We start from the raw sequence: 18,356 nt of genomic DNA, 5'->3' as shown, positions 1-18,356 counted from the left end.
TTCTCCGTGCCGGCAGGCCCCATGCACAAGCTGATTGCCCTTCTGTTACCTGCGCTGCGCGCCCCGGTCCTGCTGCTGATCGGCCTTGTGCTCGCGGGCTGCGCCGGGCTTCCGCCGCGCATCCCCGAGCCGCCGACGGCGGCCATCCCGGCCTCCCCCGCCACCGCGCTCGGCCACGCGTCCATCCGCCTCAATTCACCGCCCGACGGGCTCTCCAGCCTGCGCCCGCTGGTCGAGGCGTCCTACGCGCTCGACGCGCGCCTGGAGCTGATGCGGCGCGCCCAGTCCTCGCTCGACGTGCAGACCTACCAGTTGGGCAATGACAAGACCGGCCGGCTGCTGCTGCGGGAGCTGCGCGATGCGGCACGGCGCGGCGTGCGCGTGCGCCTGCTGCTCGACGATTTCTATACGACGGGCATGGACCGCCTGCTGCTCGGCCTGGCCTCGGAACCCAATGCCCAGGTGCGCCTGTTCAACCCCTTCGTCAACATGCGCGACCGCTCGGCCGGACGATGGCTGGAGTTCTTCGGCGACTTCCGGCGGCTCAACCACCGGATGCACAACAAGCTGTTCGTGGCCGACGGCGCCATGGCCATCGCCGGCGGGCGCAACCTCGCGGACGAATATTTCCTGCGCAACGAGAACGCGAACTTCATCGACTTCGAGGTGCTCATGGCGGGCCCGGTGGTGCCCGAGGCCGCCGCCATCTTCGACACCTACTGGAACAGCGATGTGGTCTACCCGCTGCAACGGGTCGCCGGCACCAGCCGCACGCCGGACGAGCTGAAATCCGCATTCGAGACCGACACCTCCCCGCGCTACGCCCCGCCGCCCGACCCGCTGGCCGCTACCGACCTGCTCGGCGACCCGCCGCTGGCGGTGCAGCTTGCGAACATCGACGAGGCGAGATGGATGCGCGCCGAAGCCAACGCCACCGCCGACAGCCCCAACAAGGCGCTGGGCGTGATGGCGCATCCCACGGCCTCGGTGGCCCAGCGCTTTCACGAAATGCTGGCGACCGCCCAGTCGAACGTGGTGGTGATCTCGCCCTACTTCATTCCCGGCGACGAGGGCATGGCCCGCATCCGCTTGGGGCGCGAGCAGGGAATCAACATCACCGTGATCACCAATTCGCTGGCCGACAGCGACGAGCCGCTGGTCAACATCAACTACAACCGCTACCGCGTTGACATGCTCAAGCTGGGCGTGAACCTGTACGAGGTCAGCACCCAGCAGCTGCGGCGCAGCGGGCAGTTTCGCGACATCCTGAAAAAGGCTCGAGGCCGGCTGCACGCCAAGCTGGCGCTGGTCGACCGCCAATGGGTGCTGCTCGGCTCCATGAACCTGGACCCGCGCTCCGCGCGCCTGAACACCGAGTTCGGCGTGCGCGTGCGCAGCTTCGACCTGACGCAGGCGCTGCTGTTTGCCTACCAGTTGGACGACATCGAGGGCGTGTACCGCGTCACCCTCAAGCCTGACGGGCAGAACGTGCAGTGGGTCGGCACCGGAGACGTCGACAACGAGGTGCTCGACAGCGAGCCGGATTCGAGCATGCTGACGCGGCTGCAACTGCTGCTGTTCTCGTGGTTCGTGCCGACGGATCAGTTGTAGGTGTCCGGCAGCCGTAGCCTAAGCACGCGGCCCCTTAACCCGCCGCCCACGCTTCCCACAACAGCTTGGCCCCCAGCAGCAGCGTGAAGGCCTGGAAGGCGGCCTTCATGCGCTTCGGGTTTGCCACGCGGGCCACCCACGCACCGAGCCATCCGCCCACCGCGCAGCCGATGAACAAGGGAATGCCCAAGCGGAAGTCGACGGCGCCGCTGGAGACGAAGGTGGCCACCGACGCCCCGACCACCAGCAGGTTGATGCGTGTCATGACCGCTGCGCTTTCGCTGAAGGTGAGCCCGTAGCAATGCATCAGTGCAAAGATCAGGAAGGTGCCGAAGCCCGCGCCGAAAAAGCCGGAGTACACGCACAGCCCAAAGATCACCGCCACGCCCACCGGTGCTGACGGCAGGTGCGCATGCGCATCGCGTGGGCGTCGCGAAAAGTCGGCCCGGTGCGTGATCAGCAGAATGACGACCATCAGCAGCGCCACCACGATCTTGAGCACCCGGTCGGCAATGCCGACCACCAGCAGCGAGCCCGACACCGACCCCACGACGGCCAGCGGCCAGACCACCCAGGGCATTGCCTTGCGCTCGGCGGGGTCGCCGCGTCGCGCCAGCGAACCCGTCACAAAGGAGCCCAGCAGCGCGAACTTGACCGTGGCAATGCTCTGCGCCGCCGAATGCCCCAGAAGCAACAGCAGCGGCACACCCGCAGTCGCACCACCGCCGATGGTGACCGCCACCACGCCGATGAAAAGCCCCAACGCCGGGACCACCAGGGCCGTCACCACGACCTGCCCCCGCCGAAAGATCCACGGGCTGGCTTGGCCGCAAGGCTCCGCAGCAGCACGGCACTTCGCACGGCTACGCCATGGCGCGCCTGCTGGAAATATCTGTTCTGCGGGGTGTCGTCGATGTCCGCGTCAAGCTCGTCGGTGCGCGGCAGGCAGTGCATGACGATCAGGCCGGGCAATGCGCGTGACAGCAGAGCGCGGTGCAGCCGGCATTTCTGCAATTGGCGTTGGTAAGCCGCCGGATCGGCGAATTTTTCCTGCTGCACGCGCACCACGTACACGGCGTCGACCTGCCCGATCATGTCTTTCGTGGACGGATATTCGAGCGCCGCGACGCCGTTCAATTCGCCGAGCTCCCGGGGAAATCGGGTGCCCTCGTCCGCCTCGTGCACCGCATCGACCACGTGAAGATGGACATTGCTGAATTTGCGCAGCCCCGCAATCAGCGATTTCGCCGCCCGCGAATAGCGAATGCCGCCTGCAATGCCCACATGCAGGTTGTCGATATCGCCGAAGTGTTCTTTCAACGTGTAGAGATCGATCAGCGTCTGGCTCGGATGCCCGACCTGTCCTTCGCCGGCATTGATGAGCGGCACGCGCACCGTTTCCTTGATGCGGTGCATGACGCCGTCCTCCTTGTGGCGCGCGACCACAGCGTCGCAATAGAAGCCCGCCATGCGCGTGGTGTCGAGCAGGCTCTCGCCGAGCTCCAGCCTTGTGCTGCGGATGTCTGACACGCTCAGCACGCGCGCGCCCAGGCGGTGCGCCGCCGCTTCGAAGCCCAGCCTTGTCCGCGTGCTGGGCTCGAAAAAGAGTGTGCACACCACACGGCCGGCCAACGCGCGCCGGAAGACCTCAGGTGTGCGCCGCAAATGATCGACGGTCGAGAACAGGTTCTCGATGTCGCTCCTGGAAAGGTCTTCGATGGAAATAAGGTCCTGCATGCCAATACCCCTTGAGTCATTTTTTTAGAAGTTATCCACGGGGTCTTTGTCATATAACCTGCCATCCGGATGTTGACGCCTTGGCGTTCAATTGGATCAGCCGGTTCTTGCTTTGCCCCTCCCCAGGTCATTCTTATATTCACGCATGCATAAAAGAAGCCGTGCATCGTTATGCACTCCATAAAAAACAATTTGGCTTTGCCGGTTAATTTCGAGCAATTGCGAACTTTTTCACTGGTGCTCGAATTGGGTAGCTTTTCAGCGGCGGCCGAACGGCTCGGCCTGACGCAGCCCGCGGTCAGCGTGCAAGTCAAACAACTCGAAAGGCGCCTGGGCGTGCGGCTTCTCGAACGGGTCGGTCGACGCGTAGGCCCCACGCCCGCAGGCACCGACCTGATGGCGGAACTTCCGCAACTGGAGGCGGCGCTTTCCAACGCGATCAACGCCGCCACATTCCACGCGGCGGGCGTGGCGGGCCGGGTACGGCTGGGCACCGGCGGCACCAGCTGCCTCTATCTGCTGCCTCCGGCGCTGCGCGACCTGCGCGCGCGGTACCCGCTGCTCAACATCATCGTGAGCACGGGCAACACGGAAAGCTACGTGCGGCGGGTCGAGGACAACGCGGTGGACGCCGCGATCGTCACGCTGCCGGTGAGCTCGCGCGCGCTGGCCGTCACGCCCATCCTGCTGGACGAGTTCGTGGCCATCTGCCAGCACGGCAGCACCGACTGGCCCGCCGAGGTGACGGCGGCTACGCTCGCGTCGCTGCCTCTGGTGAAGTTCGTGTCGGAAGCCAGCGTGCGCAGCCTGGTCGACGAATGGCTGCGGCGCGGAGGATGCACCTCGCCGCCCGTCATGGAGTTCGACAGCGTCGAGGCCATCAAGGAAATGGTGGCGGCCGGACTCGGCGTGGCGATCCTGCCGAAGATGGCCGTCACGGGCCGCGGCCGCCACCCCGAGCTCGACCTGCGGCCGCTGCATCCGCCGCTGCACCGCACCCTGGCGCTGGTCACCCGCAACGACAAGCCCTTGAGCAGGGGCCTGCGGCAAGTGATCGACGCGGTGGTCGCGGCAGGCCGCGCTTTCGACGCGACAGCGGCTAGCGGGCGTCCAGCGTCCTGAGCGTTTCCGCCAGCACCCGGGCGCCGGCGGCGACCTGTTCCTTGGTCGCCCACTCCTCCTGACAGTGGCTGCGCCCGTTGAGGCAGGGGATGAAGATCATCCCCATGAGGCCCGTGGCCGCGACGTGCATGGCGTCGTGGCCGGCACCGCTGGACAGTGCGCGATGCGCCAGTGCCAGGCGATCCGCTGCCTGCGCAACAGCCCGCATGACGACGTCGTCGCACCGCGTAGGCGGCGTCCGCGTCAGCGCTGTGGCGCTGCAGCGAACGCGCAGCCGCTGGAAGTCGTCCTGGCACAGGGCCATCACCCGCTCGGGGAAATCGTCGAGCACCGCCTGCGCGTTGCTGCGTACCTCCAGCACCATGTCGACCCGGCCGGGCACGGCGTTGGGCACGTTGGGACTCATCGAGATGCGCCCAACGGTCGCCACCACATAGTGCGGATTGCCGTCCATGGCACTGGCCTCGCGGTGCACCGCATCGATCAGCCGCGCCGCACCGACGAGGGCATCGCAGCGGATGTCCATCGGCGTGGTGCCGGCGTGGTCCGGTTGCCCGGTCACCGTGAACGCGACGCGGCGGATGCCCACGATGTCCGTGACCACGCCGATGGGCAGCCCTTCGCGCTCCAGCACCGGGCCCTGCTCGATGTGCAGTTCCACAAAAGCTGCGATGCCGCCGGGGCCACGCGCCGCCCCGGCCAGGTCGTCGGGCCGGGCGCCGATGCGCCGCATGGCGTCTTCAAGGCTTTCGCCGGCCTCGTTGCAGGCGGCGAGCATGGCCGCATCCAGCGTGCCCGCGAAGGCGCGGCTTCCCACACAGGAAATGCCGTAGTCGCTCGGCTCCTCCGACAGGAAGTCGATCACTTCCAGCGGATGGCGCAGCGAGACGCCGGCTTCTTGCAGCGACTGCGCCGCCTCGAGCCCCGCGAGCACGCCCAGGATGCCGTCGAAACGCCCGCCACCCACCACGGTGTCGCAATGCGAGCCGGTGACCAGCGGCGCCAATCCGGCCTCGGCGCCCTCGCGGCGCCCCGTGAGGTTTCCGGCGGCATCGAGGCGCACGGCGAGCCCGGCTTGCTCGAACTCGCTGCGCAGCCAGTTGCGCGCTTGTTCGAACTCGGGCGAAAAGGCGCGCCGCGTCCAGGGAATGTCGGAGCGCGTGAAGGAGGCGAGGGTTTCGAGGCGCCGCCAGAGGCGGCTGGCTTGGATGGGGAGGGTTGGAAGCATCCCCGCATGATGGTCCGCACCGCGACTTTCATGAAGCGTGCGCGGCTAATGCAAACCATGAAGCGCTTTTACGTTGCCGAACGGCCCGGGCACGGATCGTCAGGTCGTCAGGGCTTGCAGACCCACCGCGTGGGCTCTTCGGGACCGATGCCGCTTTCGCGACGCTTCTGCCCGCAGTCGCTGTTCCACTCCTCGGGGAAAGTAGGCCAGTAGCAAAGCCGCTCGGCCAGGCTGTGCAGCGGTGCCCAAAGGAAATTCACCGCGTAGTTGCCGTAGGTCGCGCTCGAGGTTCCTGTTCCGGTGATGTCGTCACGCAGATGCGAGCCGTGCATGACGGTTTCTTCCATATGCTCGCCCGGGCCGCTGAAGCCCTTGCGCAGCCACTCATGTTCGGACGGACCGGGCACGGCATGCATGCCTTCTTCCATGAAGGTGCGGATGTATTGCCACAACGATTCATCGCTCCCCGTGGGACCGACCCACAACACCTCTTCACCCTTGCGATGAGGGTCGTGGGCATCCAGCGGAGGCCAGTAGAGCAGCAGGTTGCTGTCGAGGCCTGCCGAACGCAACCGTTCTTCACGCGCCATTTCATCCGATGCCAATTGCTCGGCCGTCCATGACGTGGGTGGCGCCCACTTCACATGCGCCTGCACGCGGTCCCAATCGAGGACCACGTTGCCGCCGTACTTCTTTGGCCGCAACGCGTAGACCTTGCGAGTCGTTCTGTTGAACCGGTAACGCGCACGCAGGCTGGTGAGGAACGCCGGCGCGAACAGGTAGGGCCATGCAAGGAAATAGAGCATGCAGAACACCAGGAGGAACAGCCCGCCTCCGATCGAGATATTGAGAATCCAGCGTTGAGAAAAAACCTCCTTGCCTGGCACGGACCACATCAACCCCAGCAGGGGCAGGCACAGGATCAGGCCTGCGAGTATCAACAGCATGAAACTGAGCGAACGCTTCTCCTCTTCCGCATTGCTCAACTCGATGAAATGTTCGTTGAAGTCGAACATTGCACGCATTCCGTGGAGCCGGGGCAGCGCAACCTCTCGCTGTTCGAGCTTCTCCTTCCTAGTGGGCTTGGGCTCGTTCTCTCCTCGGGGCTTGGGGCCTTCGTGAATCCCGAAAAGTCGCGTGCGCTGATGGATGTCTGCGAAGTACGCCAAAGCCTGAGGCGCCCCCCGACTGTGTTGCTCTTGCTTGTAGCCGTTTTCCGAAAGAAACATGTTCGCCGCTCTTCACTCCATGTCCGCGATCGCATTGCTCAACTCACTGAGCATGAGTTGCTCGCTGCGATGCGGATCAGCTTTGCTATCGCTTTTCCGAAAAGGTTCAGCATTGAGCCACGCAATCCATTCCTTTTCCTTCAATTTCTCAATCGCATAGCTAAGGGCCAGCGTGGCGACCCCCGTCACGAAATTGATTCGCGCACACCAGAAGATAACTCTCAGGTTCTTCAGCTTATAGGCGGCGGCGAGTCCCGAGCCTATCGCCGTAGTTCCAGCGATGGACCGGCCCACGTAAGCCCACATCAAAAGATCGCGATCCTGCTTGATTGCCGTACGTGCATCGACCATATCCCAGATGATGCCGATCACAGCCGCCGATGCCACCCAATGGGCTGCCCCTATCTTCAGCGTGCGCAGTTCATGGTCTACGGCCTTGATCAGGTTTTCGTGCGTTTTGAAAGGCATCTCGGCCTTGATCGCCTCGTAGACGTTCTTCTCGTAGTAGTCGGTCCGCCAGCTCTTCCAGGCCGCCATTGCGCCAATAACCGCTCCGGCACTCTGGCTGCCCGCTCTGGGGTCGTTGCTGCGCTCGCTCGCAAGCCCCAGGGTCGGGATCAGCCCAAAAATCTCCAGGCCGCCGATCACCGAGGGAATGCGCATGTTCTGCACCGCTTTTTCAGCGCCCAGGGCAAGGGCCCGATCTACCCGCGCCTGCAGCTTCTCGCCCTTGTGGGCGTACTGTCGGGTCCACGTCCGTCCGCCCGGCTCGGGATTGCGTTTGTTGCTGTAGTCGACCTTCGTTCCGGCGGCACGCAGTTTCTCGCCCGCCAGAAGCTGTTCCTGGCGCACGAACTCGATGGCGTTGTCACCCAGCCCGTGCGCAAGCAACACGATCTGCGCCTTCGCCATGCTCAGCTCCATTGCAGAAGCACCCAGATTCCGGGCCGCCTGAACTACCGCGATTCCCCAGACCGAATGAACATTCTTGGTGGCCGTCGCGGCAATCTTCTGCAACGATTCGAGCCGCTCCATCATGCTCGTTCCACGGTCAACGAGCTTCCGTGCTTGTTTGATCAGCGTCTGGCTGCCCTCCAGCGTCTTGGGGATCTTGCCCAACGCCGCCGCCATCGCAGCCCACGCCCGCTGCTGCCGTGCACTCTCCTCAGCCGTCTCCGAATCCGTCACCTCGGTGGCCGGCGGCACCGTGTCCTTCAACGTATCGAGCACGCGCAGCAACTCTTGCGAAATCTCCTCGTTGTTCAGCGTCGCCATGCGCCACACGAGGTTCTTCGGTTCGTCCTTGAACAACTGCAATTCCGAATACCAGCGCCGCCCGCGCGGGCTGCTGTCCATGGTTTCCAGAATGGCGCACAGCTGTCCTGCGCAGCGCGCACCGTCTCGGGTGTCTATGCCACTGGGCTTGCGGTCATAGCGCCCCAGTGTCTTGACGAGAAAAGCATCGCACTGGAGCCACGCGATCAGGTCTTCGCTGACCTTGTCCATGCGCTGGTCGCGGTCCCTGATCTGCGCGATGTGCTCTTCGTCGAATTTCTTGAGCCGCGCTTCGTCGACATGCGCAAGGGTCGTCTCGACAGCGGATCTGGACTCCACATCGCTGATGAGCCGGCGATCAGATTCACGCGCGGCAATCTCCCCTTCCAGCGCATCCCTGCGCTGCGCCCGCATCTCCTCGACGGACATCTCGGTCACGCTGCCGTCCGCTTGCCGGACCATCGTCCTGCCCACGGGGTAGGCGCGCCGCTGGCCGAGCACGTCGTACACGCTCTTGAGGCGGTCCGTTTCGGCGTCGTACATGCCCATGGCCTTTTTGTAAAGAGCCCCGCGCACGGTCTTGATGCTCTCGCTGGCGGCGTGTTTCCACGCATTCGTCACGGTCGCATTGCCGGGGTCCGAGGCATCGACCTCCTTGAGCCACTGCACATACGGCATGGCCGCGGTGAGATGGTGCAGGCTGAGTTCCTGGGCGATGCCGATGGGGTCTTCGCAGGCGACGATAGCGCCTTTGTGCTGCTCCAGGAACTCGGCCATCTTGCGCAGCCGGGGGCCGTGCGCGTCCTTGTAGAGCGGGCCGGTGACGCGGGCGATGTAGGGGCCCACCGCCATGCCGGTGACGGCCCCCGTGTCGGTCACGACCACGCTGCCGTCGGCACGGCGCGTCTCGTTGCGCACCTTCCCGAAATGCCGCCCGGTGCGCGCCTCCTCGTAGTTCCCCCACTCGCGCTCGGCGCCGTGCACGCCCATGGGCCCGTAGTGCTGCTCGCTGCCCACGGTCTGCACGGCCGGATCCTTGACGGCGGAGAACTCCATGACCTGGCTGTTGAGCTGGCCCGGCTGGCAGGTGTCCTTCTGCCCCGTGTTGCCGCCGAGCCATCCGGCGACATCGAACTTCTGCATGTAGGTGTCGCGCTGGGGCTCGATGTGCTCGAACAGGTGTTTGGGCACGATCGGATCCGGATGAAACATGTAGTGCAGCTCCGCGACGTTCTTCGCGTCCGCCACCCACACCATGGAGGCATTGGCGCCGCGCACTTCCATTTCGCAGGCCGGGTTGGACTTGGCAGCCTCCGGAAACCCGACGTCGAACTGCGCCAGGTAGCCGTGGGGATGCACGATGTAGGCGAGCCACTCGGGATGGGCCTTGCACACATTCTTGATGCGCACGTACAGGTAGCCTGGCCTCAGCATGCGCACGCCGTACAAGGCTGTGCGCATGGCCACGCCGCCGGGCTGGGCCTGGAAATTTCCGGTGGGCTGCAGTTGCTTCAACGCGGCGAGCCCCTGCGCCTGCGCGCTGAAGGCGGCGGCGTAGCGGGTGAACAGGATGGGCAGGCCCTTGCGATCGCAGTTCCTGCAGGGGGTGGCGCACGGCATGGGCTTCAGCCTTTTCGCGGGGTGAATGGGTGGGGCGGCTGGGCTTGTGCGGCTGCGTACAGCGAGCTCGCAAAGCCGGCCGGAGGATCGCCGCCGGCTTCGCCGGTGCGAGCGCCTGTCGCGTGCATCGAGGCCAGCGCCTGTTGCAGCAAGGCCGCGTCGCGGGGGGCCGACCAGTCGCGCTGGACGACCGGGTCGCCCGGGCGGTGAGCCGGCCATGACGCGTCGACGAATTCGCAAAGGTCCGACTCCTGGGTCAGCCCCAGTTCGGCGCCCTGACGAAGAAGCCGGGTCATCGTCTCGCCGTCGGGCTGGTGGCGAGTGGAGATTTTTCGCGAAGCCATGCTCAGCCACAGCCGGTTGCCGGTGGTCGCGGTGTGCGCGGCGCGCCATTGATCCAGGCGCAGCAGACGGTGCAGGGCCTCGTCCGACGAGTCGGGGGTAGACACGTGCGGCAAGGCCGGCCGGTCAGCAACGAACCATTCGGTTGCTTCAGCCGCACCGCCCGCGGCAGCTTCGGTCGTGGCGAAGGCCTCGGCACCGGCCCACGGTCCCCAGGGCTGGCTCAGCGACCACCATGCGGTCACAGGCCCCAACCACCGCCGTCGTTGTGCCTCGTCGAGCAGGGGCCACACCCGCTGCATGACCCGCGCATCCTGATAGCGGAAAAGCTTGTCCTTGCCGTCCTCGGGCGAAATCTGAAAACCGAGATGCTTCCAGTGCAGCGCGATGCGCGCAGGCGTTGCGGCACTGAAGACGACAGCGCACAACATCTGATCCACCAGGCGACGCCGGCTCTGCAGGCGTGCCGCATCCAAGGCCAGCGCCATGGTGTTCAACAGGGCGAGGGTGTCATCGCCGGGCGCATCGGCCGCCCAGTGCTCGGGCATCGGCACGAGCGTTGGCGCGGCTTCGGGGCGGCCCTTGTAGATGTCGTCGGGTACGTCGACCCGTTCATCGGCCAGGAGCGGATGGTGTTCTTGCAGGTGCTCGGCCAGCGGGTTGTCACGCCAGCGCTCGAGGACGAGAAAAGCCGACAGCGGACGGCCGACCGATGCGTGCACCGGCGGCGCCAGCGCGAGCGCCCGTACGAAGCCCTTTTGCAGGCTGCGCAGCAGGAGCACGGCATCGGGGTGCGCGGAAGACAGGGCGCGCATCAACGAGAAGCCGAGGCGCCGCCCGCGGGGCCGCTGTCCTGCAACTCGCACCGGGCTTCGTACCCCTTCGGCGGCGGAAGGCTCTTCGGACCCATGAGACTGTGCGATGCCGCATGCTCGCGCCAGATGCCGCCTGTGCCGTGTTCTATGCCCGCGGCGCTCCAGCGGGTGTAGCTGGCGCCGCCGATGAGCATCACTTCCTCCTGGCCGGAAATGGTGATCCGGTTGGCCTCCAGCTTGATGTTCAGCTTGGCCAGCAGGTTGACGCTGTCCTTCAGCGCACGGATGTCGATGTCCGACTGCCCGGAAGACAAACGGACGCCAGCCTTTGCGGCGAACAGGCGCACCGCATCCTTGGCACTGGCCAGCAGGCTCTTGCCGGCGCTCACGCTGGCATGGCCGCCGCTGGTGAACGCGTTGTGCTCGGTGCTCGCGACGTGGGTGGCCCCCTGCGCGATGGTCTGGATGCCCGCGGCACCGGCGAGGGTGAGATGCGGATCCTGGAATTCCGGAAAGATGCCGTGCGCGGGATCCCCTCCGCTGCCGCGCAGGTCATCGTTCTGTGCCTTGAGCGCGCCGGTGACGGCGTCCTGATCGCCCGCGTCGTGTGCGCCGGCCTCCTGGGCCGCCTGGCTCAGGCCCTCATGCAGGTCTCGGCCCTGCGTGAGGCGCGCCACGGTTTCGGGCATGTCGGTGACGTGGGCTCGGGCAGCGGGGCGTGCTTCGGTCGTGAACAGCAGCCCCTTGCCGCTGCGCACTGCGCCGTGGCCATCGGTTCGCAGTTCGGCCCCCTGGCCCCGGCTGTCCTTGCGGCCCGCCGTGTCTTCGATGCGACCGATATGGCCCAAGCTCAGGCTGGAGCTCTGGTGATCGCTCTTGAGCTGCACCTGCACCTTGCCCTCGGAGTCGTCGAGCACCACGTGGTTGGACCGCCCGCCGCCGAGTTCGCGACTGCGAAGGCCGGACAGGTGTTTCTGGCCCGGCAAGACCCATGCCGGCATTTCATCGGCGTTGTGGACGCGGCCTGTGACGATCGGGCAATCCGGGTCGCCGTTGAGAAAGTCGACGATGACCTCTTGCCCGATGCGCGGCAGGGCAGCCACGCCAAAGGTGGCACCAGCCCACGACGACGACACGCGCAACCAGCAAGACGAGTGTTCGTTCATCTGGCCCAGGCGGTCCCAGAAGAATTGCACCTTGACGCGGCCATGCGCGTCGGTCCAGATTTCCTCGCCCGCCGGGCCGACCACGATCGCGGTCTGCGGGCCTCGCGTGCGTGGCTTGTGCGTTGTGCGACGCGGGCGCCAGGGGTAACTGGTGGGCTGCGCAACGAAGGCGAAGCGCTGGACCGAGCCTTCGGCACCGTCGCCCCCTTCGCTGGCCTCCAGGTTTTCCTGCAACTCGTAAGCGACGCTGACCAGCAGGTGCTCCCTGTTCTGGTCATCCCTCGGGTGGTCGGCAAGCTTGAATGTGTGGCCTATAGCCAATTCGCGCCGGTTGGAACGGCCGACCGCCCGGCTACGTTCGCTCGCCAGCGCTTCGTTGCGGATACGCGCGTAGGCCTCGCCGTCGTCGTGCTGGGTGTAGTTTCCGGGCCAGTCGTATTGCTCATGGCTGTCGTGGTCGTGGCCGGCCGGCATTCGGCGATGGCTGGAGAGGTCCGCCCCGGGCTTGAGAAAGTCGAAGTCGTCGGTGAAATACGCGCCACTGCGAACGTCTTCCGACAGCGCCCAGGCGTAGACACGTTCGCTGGGGTCCGGGCCGCCGGTCATGCCGGCCTCGGCATGCGGGTGGTAACGCAGGGTTTCGCCGCCGGGCAGCGGCCCGTGGGAACTGGCGATGTCGTCGGCGAAAACGAGCACGTGCTGACCCGCCTCGTGCCGGATGTAGTAATAGATGCCTTCCTGCTCGCACAGCCGTGAGACGAAATCGAAATCGCTTTCGTCGTACTGCGCGCAGTAGTTCCATGTGCGGTAGCTGCGGGCAAGCTTTTGCTCGAAGGGGTAGCCGTAGCGCCCGAGCACGGTCGTGACGATGTCCGGAACGCTTTGGTCCTGGAAGATCCGGAAGTCCTTGCGGCGGGTGGCGAGCCAGAGCCATGGCCGCAGCCGCATCCGATAAAAGGACTGTCGGGCGTCTTCCTGCGACAGGCCGAAGCGCGTGACGACGCCGCCAAGGTAGCGAACGCCGGTCTCCGTCTGCACCGTGACAGTGGCGGCCTTGCCGAGCAAGGCCGCAGGGTCCAGGGCGTTGCTGCGACCGAGCAGATCGACGTCGAAGACATAGGCCTCCGCCAAGGCTTCCCGGCCGGCAAGACGGTGGAATTTGAGTGCGTCGCCCAGCGGCGTCTGCACAGTGACGCGCCGGTTCATTGCGAAATGAGCGTGCGCGAACGCGCACGATCGTGAATAGACATGGGGCTCCCTCGGACTGGCCTGCCGTGAGATGTCGGCAGCCCGTTCGATTATGTAAGCCCATGCTGCTGCAGCGGAAGCAGGTAAAAGTAGCAGCCCGAGGCTGGCGCGATGAGCCCGCGACTCCCTGTCTGGCCCCGTTCAAAAGCACGATCGTTCGGTGCCGTCGGCCTTCCAACTCGTCCGCGGACACGCCCCCGCCCTTGAAACGCCACCGAATGCCCTTATCATTAGCACTCGCTGATGATGAGTGCTAACAGCCCTCGCTTCCAGTCGATGGGTCGCCAACCTTCCGGTCCGGCGCCCCGACCAACAACCCGTTTCTTATCCATATCAGGAGATGCAATGAAACTTCGTCCTTTGGCCGATCGCGTGATCGTCAAGCGTATCGACAGCGAAACCAAGACCGCCTCTGGCATCGTCATCCCCGACGCAGCCGCCGAAAAGCCCGATCAGGGTGAAGTTTTGGCCGTGGGCCCGGGCAAGCGCAACGACAAGGGCGACCTGGCCGCACTGACCGTCAAGGTCGGCGACCGCGTCCTGTTCGGCAAGTACAGCGGCCAGACCGTCAAGGTCGATGGCGACGAACTGCTCGTGATGAAGGAAGACGACCTGTTCGCAGTCGTCGAGAAGTAAGCCTTCTCCCTTTCGATCCATTCAAATCCAATCCATTCGGAGTTAATTCATCATGGCAGCAAAAGACGTAGTCTTCGGCGGAGAAGCCCGCGCACGCATGGTCGAGGGTGTCAACATCCTGGCCAACGCAGTCAAGGTCACCCTGGGCCCCAAGGGTCGCAACGTGGTTCTGGAGCGCTCCTTCGGCGCCCCCACCGTGACCAAGGACGGTGTGTCCGTGGCCAAGGAAATCGAACTCAAGGACAAGCTCCAGAACATGGGCGCCCAGCTCGTGAAGGAAGTGGCCTCCAAGACTTCGGACAACGCCGGTGACGGCACCACCACCGCGACCGTGCTGGCCCAGGCCATCGTTCGCGAAGGTTTCAAGCTGGTGGCTGCCGGCATGAACCCGATGGACCTGAAGCGCGGCATCGACAAGGCTGTCACGGCCCTGGTCGCCGAGCTGAAGAAGGCTTCCAAGCCCACCACCACCTCCAAGGAAATCGCGCAAGTCGGCTCCATCTCGGCCAACAGCGACGAAACCATCGGCAAGCTCATCGCTGACGCGATGGACAAGGTCGGCAAGGAAGGCGTGATCACCGTGGAAGACGGCAAGTCGCTGGACAGCGAACTGGACGTCGTCGAAGGCATGCAGTTCGACCGCGGCTACCTGTCGCCCTACTTCATCAACAACCCCGAGAAGCAATCGGCGCTGTTGGACAACCCCTTCGTGCTGCTGTTCGACAAGAAGATCAGCAACATCCGTGACCTGCTGCCGGTGCTGGAGCAAGTCGCCAAGGCCGGCCGTCCGCTCCTGATCATTGCCGAAGAAGTCGAAGGCGAAGCCCTGGCTACGCTGGTCGTGAACACGATCCGCGGCATCCTGAAGGTCGTGGCCGTCAAGGCACCTGGCTTCGGCGACCGCCGCAAGGCCATGCTGGAAGACATCGCCATCCTGACGGGCGGCAAGGTCATCGCTGAAGAAGTGGGCCTGACGCTCGAGAAGGTGACGCTGGCCGACCTGGGTCAAGCCAAGCGCATCGAAGTGGGCAAGGAAAACACGATCATCATCGACGGCGCCGGCGCTGCTGGTGACATCGAAGCCCGCGTGAAGCAAGTGCGCGTTCAGATCGAAGAAGCGACCAGCGACTACGACCGTGAAAAGCTGCAAGAGCGCGTGGCCAAGCTGGCCGGCGGCGTTGCAGTGATCAAGGTCGGCGCTGCCACCGAAGTCGAAATGAAGGAAAAGAAGGCTCGCGTCGAAGACGCCCTGCACGCCACGCGCGCTGCAGTGGAAGAAGGCGTCGTGGCTGGCGGCGGCGTGGCTCTGCTGCGTGCCAAGCAAGCTGTGGGCGAGTCGGTCAAGGGCGACAACGCCGACCAGGAAGCCGGCATCAAGCTGGTGCTCAAGGCCATCGAAGCGCCGCTGCGCGAAATCGTGAACAACGCCGGCGGCGAAGCCTCGGTGGTGGTGAACGCTGTGTTGGCCGGCAAGGGCAACTACGGCTTCAACGCTGCGAACGACACGTACGGCGACATGCTCGAGCTGGGCATCCTGGACCCGACGAAGGTCACCCGCACCGCACTGCAGAACGCCGCATCGGTGTCCTCGCTGCTGCTGACGACCGAAGCCATGGTTGCCGACGCACCCAAGGACGAGTCGGGCGCTGGCGGCGGCGGCATGCCTGATATGGGTGGCATGGGCGGCATGGGCGGCATGGGCATGTAATTTCGCTCGCCCCCAGGCTGCGCGGCACTTCGTGTCCGCTACGCCAACCCCCTACCGGGGGCAACACCTGCGGCCCGGCAAAGCCGGTTCCGCGGTGTTTCGCGAAAGTAAAAAACCCGTCTTGCGACGGGTTTTTTTATGGGCGGCCGGTTTGTGTCGCCTATCGAAACTGGTCGCGCAGCGCCATGTAGAGCACCTGGAATCGCGCGTGCCGCGTCCTGTGCCCATCGGCCCCTTCGGACGAAGGCACCAGTTGCTGTCTGACCGGCGGCAGCGTGCACACCTCGGCCACCGCGCCGCCATCGGCCAGCCACGCAAGCCGCGCCGCGCCGAGTGCCCCGCCCGTCTCGCTGCCCGCATAGAGCGTCAACGGCACCTGGAAGATGTCCGCCAGCAGCTGACCCCACCAGATGCTGCGCGCACCGCCACCCACCAGCGCAACTTCTCGCAACGGCATATCAGCCGGCAGGCGCAGGGTGTCGAAGCCGTCGCGCAGGCCGAAGCTCACGCCCTCGACCACGGCATAGGCGATCTCCGCCGGGCCGTGCGCATGCGTCAGGCCGAACAGCGCGCCCTGGGCATTCGGGTTGTTGTGCGGCGAGCGTTCGCCCGACAGGTAAGGCAGGAACAGCGGGCATCGCGCCCTGTCCTTCAGGGCCACCGACGACGCCGCTTCGAGCAGCGCCGCCTCGTCCGTGAACTTGAATGTCTTCGCGGCCCAGCTCACCGCGCTCGCGGCCGAGAGCATCACCGACATCTGGTGCCAGCGCTTGGGCAGCGCGTGGCAGAAGGCATGCATCGCCTGAGCCGGGTTCGGCAGAAAGCGATCGGTCGAGACGAACACCACGCCCGAGGTGCCCAGCGACACGAAGCCCTGCCCCGGTTCGACGAGCCCCATGCCGACCGCGCTCGCAGCGTTGTCGCCCGCGCCACCGGCGATCAGCACCGCGCCGCTGCCCACGCCCCAATGCGCCGCCAGCTCCGGCTTGAGCCGTGCCGACACCTCGCTGCCTTCGACCAGCCGCGGCATGTGATCGCGCGTGAGCCCCGTGGCTGCAAGCAGTTCGTCGGACCAGTCTCGCGCGCCCACGTCCAGCCACAGCGTGCCGGCCGCATCCGACATCTCGCTGACCGCCTCGCCGCTGAGCATGAAGCGCAGCCAGTCCTTGGGCAGCAGCACGCGCGCGGTGCGCTGGAAGATCTCGGGCTCATGCGCGCGCACCCACAGGAGCTTGGGCGCGGTGAACCCCGGCATCGCGAGGTTGCCCGCGATCTCGCCCAGGCGCGGCACGGCACGCGCGAGTGCCTCGCACTGCGCGCCGCTTCGCCCGTCGTTCCAGAGGATGGCCGGGCGCAGCACCTCGCCCGCTGCATCGAGCAGCGTCGCGCCGTGCATCTGGCCCGAGAGGCCGATGGCGCGCACGGCCGACAGCGCTTCTGCATGCGCGCCGCGCAGCTGTGCCATGACCTGCTCCAGCGCCTGCCACCACTGGCTGGGCGCCTGCTCCGACCACAGCGGTTGCGGCCGTTCGACCGTGAGTGCGGCGCGCGCCACACCGACGATGCGGTGATCGTCGGCGAGCAACAGCGCCTTGAGCTCGGACGTGCCGAGGTCGAGTCCCAGATACAAGATGAACTCCCTGCCTGATGGCGAAGATGTCTACGGCGCCATGCCCGAGCCGAAACGGGTGTCGGCCTGGCGCCTGAATTCGCTGGGCGTCATGCCCTTGATTTCGAGAAAGCGCCGGTTGAAATTGGCCACGTTGTTGAAGCCGACCTGATAGCAGATGTCGGTCACGTAGTGATCGGTCTGCATCAGCAGGTGGCAGGCGCTGTTGATGCGCACGCGGTTGACGAAGTCGGTAAAGCTGTTGCCGGTGGAGCGCCTGAAGAAGCGGCTGAAGCGGCTCTCGCTCATGCCCAGCTCGGCGGCCACGTCGGACATCGAGATCGACTCCGTCATGTTGTTGGTGATGCGGTTGACGACCTCGTTGATCTGGTCGACCTGCGCATCGCCGTCGCTGCCCTGCACGCCCTGCATCTGCACGCTGGACAGCAGCCGGTAGTCGGTGCACTGCGCCAGGTCGGCCATGAACTCCAGGAACAGGGCCAGGCGGCGCACGCCGCGCGCGGCCTTGATGCTGTCCCAGTGCGTCTGCGCCTGCTGCGACATGCCGAAGAACTCGATGCCGTGGCGCGCGCGCTCCAGCAGTTGCATCACTTCGCGCAGCTCGGGGATGTCGGCGGCGGCGCGTTCGATCGGCTCGTGGCGAAACTGGATCACCCGGTCGCGGCCGGCGGCGCCGCCTTCGGGCACGTCCAGCGAGATCCAGTTGTGCGGCAGGCGCGGCCCGCACAGCACCAGGTGGCCGGGCTGGAACGGCCCGATCCAGTCGCCGATGAAGGCCTTGCCCGAGGTCTCGGTGATCAGGTGCAGCTCGTAGTCTTCATGGAAGTGCCAGCGCACCAGCGGGCTCGGAAAGCCGTGCGCAAGGCAGCGCACCAGGCCGGCTTCTTCGGCCGCCTCGTAGCCCAGCGAGGGCGAGCGCGCAAAGTCGCGTTCCAGCTCGGGTTGGCGTTGACGGGGGACCGAACGTTTGCGTGTGGTCGTTGTCATGG

General features: G+C 65.6%; 13 protein-coding genes. 4 read left to right on the top strand and 9 right to left on the bottom strand.

All coding sequences use genetic code 11. The features are described from left to right. Positions 1-21: 21 nt before the first annotated feature. On the top strand, positions 22-1,611 hold the full coding sequence (locus tag ABIC90_RS20245) for a phospholipase D family protein (RefSeq protein WP_354357193.1): 1,590 nt from the start codon (positions 22-24) through the stop codon (positions 1,609-1,611). Positions 1,612-1,645: 34 nt separating this feature from the next. On the opposite strand, the gene ABIC90_RS20240 is transcribed toward ABIC90_RS20245, so the two are convergent. Both ABIC90_RS20240 and pyrB read right to left on the bottom strand, forming a co-directional pair. Continuing rightward, complete coding sequence (locus ABIC90_RS20240) at positions 1,646-2,401, bottom strand: sulfite exporter TauE/SafE family protein (RefSeq protein ID WP_354357191.1); 756 nt, start codon at positions 2,399-2,401, stop codon at positions 1,646-1,648. Next, complete coding sequence (gene pyrB / locus ABIC90_RS20235) at positions 2,395-3,348, bottom strand: aspartate carbamoyltransferase (RefSeq protein ID WP_354357189.1); 954 nt, start codon at positions 3,346-3,348, stop codon at positions 2,395-2,397. Before pyrB ends, ABIC90_RS20240 begins: the two co-directional genes overlap by 7 nt. A gap of 171 nt (positions 3,349-3,519) precedes the next feature. Between pyrB and ABIC90_RS20230 the strand changes: the two genes are divergently transcribed. After that, positions 3,520-4,470, top strand: coding sequence for a LysR family transcriptional regulator (locus ABIC90_RS20230; protein ID WP_354357187.1), 951 nt, complete (start codon positions 3,520-3,522; stop codon positions 4,468-4,470). Here the strand turns inward: ABIC90_RS20230 and ABIC90_RS20225 are convergent. The 5 genes from ABIC90_RS20225 to ABIC90_RS20205 form a co-directional block, all read right to left on the bottom strand. Continuing rightward, on the bottom strand, positions 4,448-5,698 hold the full coding sequence (locus tag ABIC90_RS20225; RefSeq protein ID WP_354357185.1) for a Zn-dependent hydrolase: 1,251 nt from the start codon (positions 5,696-5,698) through the stop codon (positions 4,448-4,450). The two genes, ABIC90_RS20230 and ABIC90_RS20225, sit on opposite strands and share 23 nt — an antisense overlap. A gap of 107 nt (positions 5,699-5,805) precedes the next feature. Further along, positions 5,806-6,714: an MFS transporter gene (locus ABIC90_RS20220; protein WP_354357183.1), complete on the bottom strand. Its 909-nt coding sequence runs from the start codon at positions 6,712-6,714 to the stop codon at positions 5,806-5,808. 225 nt (positions 6,715-6,939) lie between these two features. Next, positions 6,940-9,822, bottom strand: a complete 2,883-nt coding sequence (locus tag ABIC90_RS20215) for a T6SS effector BTH_I2691 family protein (RefSeq protein ID WP_354357181.1) — start codon at positions 9,820-9,822, stop codon at positions 6,940-6,942. A gap of 5 nt (positions 9,823-9,827) precedes the next feature. Continuing rightward, positions 9,828-10,979: a DUF4123 domain-containing protein gene (locus ABIC90_RS20210; RefSeq protein ID WP_354357394.1), complete on the bottom strand. Its 1,152-nt coding sequence runs from the start codon at positions 10,977-10,979 to the stop codon at positions 9,828-9,830. Beyond that, positions 10,979-13,351: a type VI secretion system Vgr family protein gene (locus tag ABIC90_RS20205; RefSeq protein WP_354357179.1), complete on the bottom strand. Its 2,373-nt coding sequence runs from the start codon at positions 13,349-13,351 to the stop codon at positions 10,979-10,981. The genes ABIC90_RS20210 and ABIC90_RS20205 overlap by 1 nt, the downstream gene beginning before the upstream one ends. 387 nt (positions 13,352-13,738) lie before the next feature. On the opposite strand from ABIC90_RS20205, the gene ABIC90_RS20200 reads away from it, so the two are divergent. Together ABIC90_RS20200 and groL are read left to right on the top strand one after the other, a co-directional pair. Continuing rightward, a complete protein-coding gene (locus ABIC90_RS20200; protein WP_176660349.1) occupies positions 13,739-14,029 on the top strand; it encodes a co-chaperone GroES in 291 nt (96 codons plus the stop codon). Between the two features lie 52 nt (positions 14,030-14,081). Further along, the gene (groL, locus tag ABIC90_RS20195) at positions 14,082-15,737 is read left to right on the top strand and encodes a chaperonin GroEL (protein WP_042579049.1); all 1,656 of its coding nucleotides are present in this window, start codon (positions 14,082-14,084) and stop codon (positions 15,735-15,737) included. Positions 15,738-15,897: 160 nt separating this feature from the next. Here the strand turns inward: groL and xylB are convergent, their stop codons facing one another. Further along, entirely contained in the window at positions 15,898-17,367 is a 1,470-nt protein-coding gene (gene xylB, locus ABIC90_RS20190; protein WP_354357177.1) for a xylulokinase, read from the bottom strand. Between the two features lie 30 nt (positions 17,368-17,397). Continuing rightward, a complete protein-coding gene (locus ABIC90_RS20185) occupies positions 17,398-18,354 on the bottom strand; it encodes an AraC family transcriptional regulator (protein WP_354357175.1) in 957 nt (318 codons plus the stop codon). Positions 18,355-18,356: the final 2 nt, after the last annotated feature.

It is taken from the genome of Variovorax boronicumulans, from assembly GCF_040544675.1.
GTDB classification, from domain to species: domain Bacteria; phylum Pseudomonadota; class Gammaproteobacteria; order Burkholderiales; family Burkholderiaceae_C; genus Variovorax; species Variovorax boronicumulans_D.
Note: the sequence above shows the minus strand (reverse complement) of the source record. Positions and strands in the feature narration are given on the sequence as shown.

Bases quoted from the DNA above. Each gene is read 5' to 3' on its own strand.
- groL (WP_042579049.1), top strand. From the start codon at position 14,082: ATGGCAGCAAAAGACGTAGTCTTCGGCGGAGAAGCCCGCGCACGCATG.
- ABIC90_RS20185 (WP_354357175.1), bottom strand. From the start codon at position 18,354: ATGACAACGACCACACGCAAACGTTCGGTCCCCCGTCAACGCCAACCC.
- ABIC90_RS20210 (WP_354357394.1), bottom strand. From the start codon at position 10,979: ATGCGCGCCCTGTCTTCCGCGCACCCCGATGCCGTGCTCCTGCTGCGC.
- ABIC90_RS20205 (WP_354357179.1), bottom strand. From the start codon at position 13,351: ATGAACCGGCGCGTCACTGTGCAGACGCCGCTGGGCGACGCACTCAAA.
- ABIC90_RS20215 (WP_354357181.1), bottom strand. From the start codon at position 9,822: ATGCCGTGCGCCACCCCCTGCAGGAACTGCGATCGCAAGGGCCTGCCC.
- pyrB (WP_354357189.1), bottom strand. From the start codon at position 3,348: ATGCAGGACCTTATTTCCATCGAAGACCTTTCCAGGAGCGACATCGAG.
- ABIC90_RS20225 (WP_354357185.1), bottom strand. From the start codon at position 5,698: ATGCTTCCAACCCTCCCCATCCAAGCCAGCCGCCTCTGGCGGCGCCTC.
- ABIC90_RS20245 (WP_354357193.1), top strand. From the start codon at position 22: ATGCACAAGCTGATTGCCCTTCTGTTACCTGCGCTGCGCGCCCCGGTC.
- ABIC90_RS20220 (WP_354357183.1), bottom strand. From the start codon at position 6,714: ATGTTCGACTTCAACGAACATTTCATCGAGTTGAGCAATGCGGAAGAG.
- ABIC90_RS20200 (WP_176660349.1), top strand. From the start codon at position 13,739: ATGAAACTTCGTCCTTTGGCCGATCGCGTGATCGTCAAGCGTATCGAC.
- ABIC90_RS20230 (WP_354357187.1), top strand. From the start codon at position 3,520: ATGCACTCCATAAAAAACAATTTGGCTTTGCCGGTTAATTTCGAGCAA.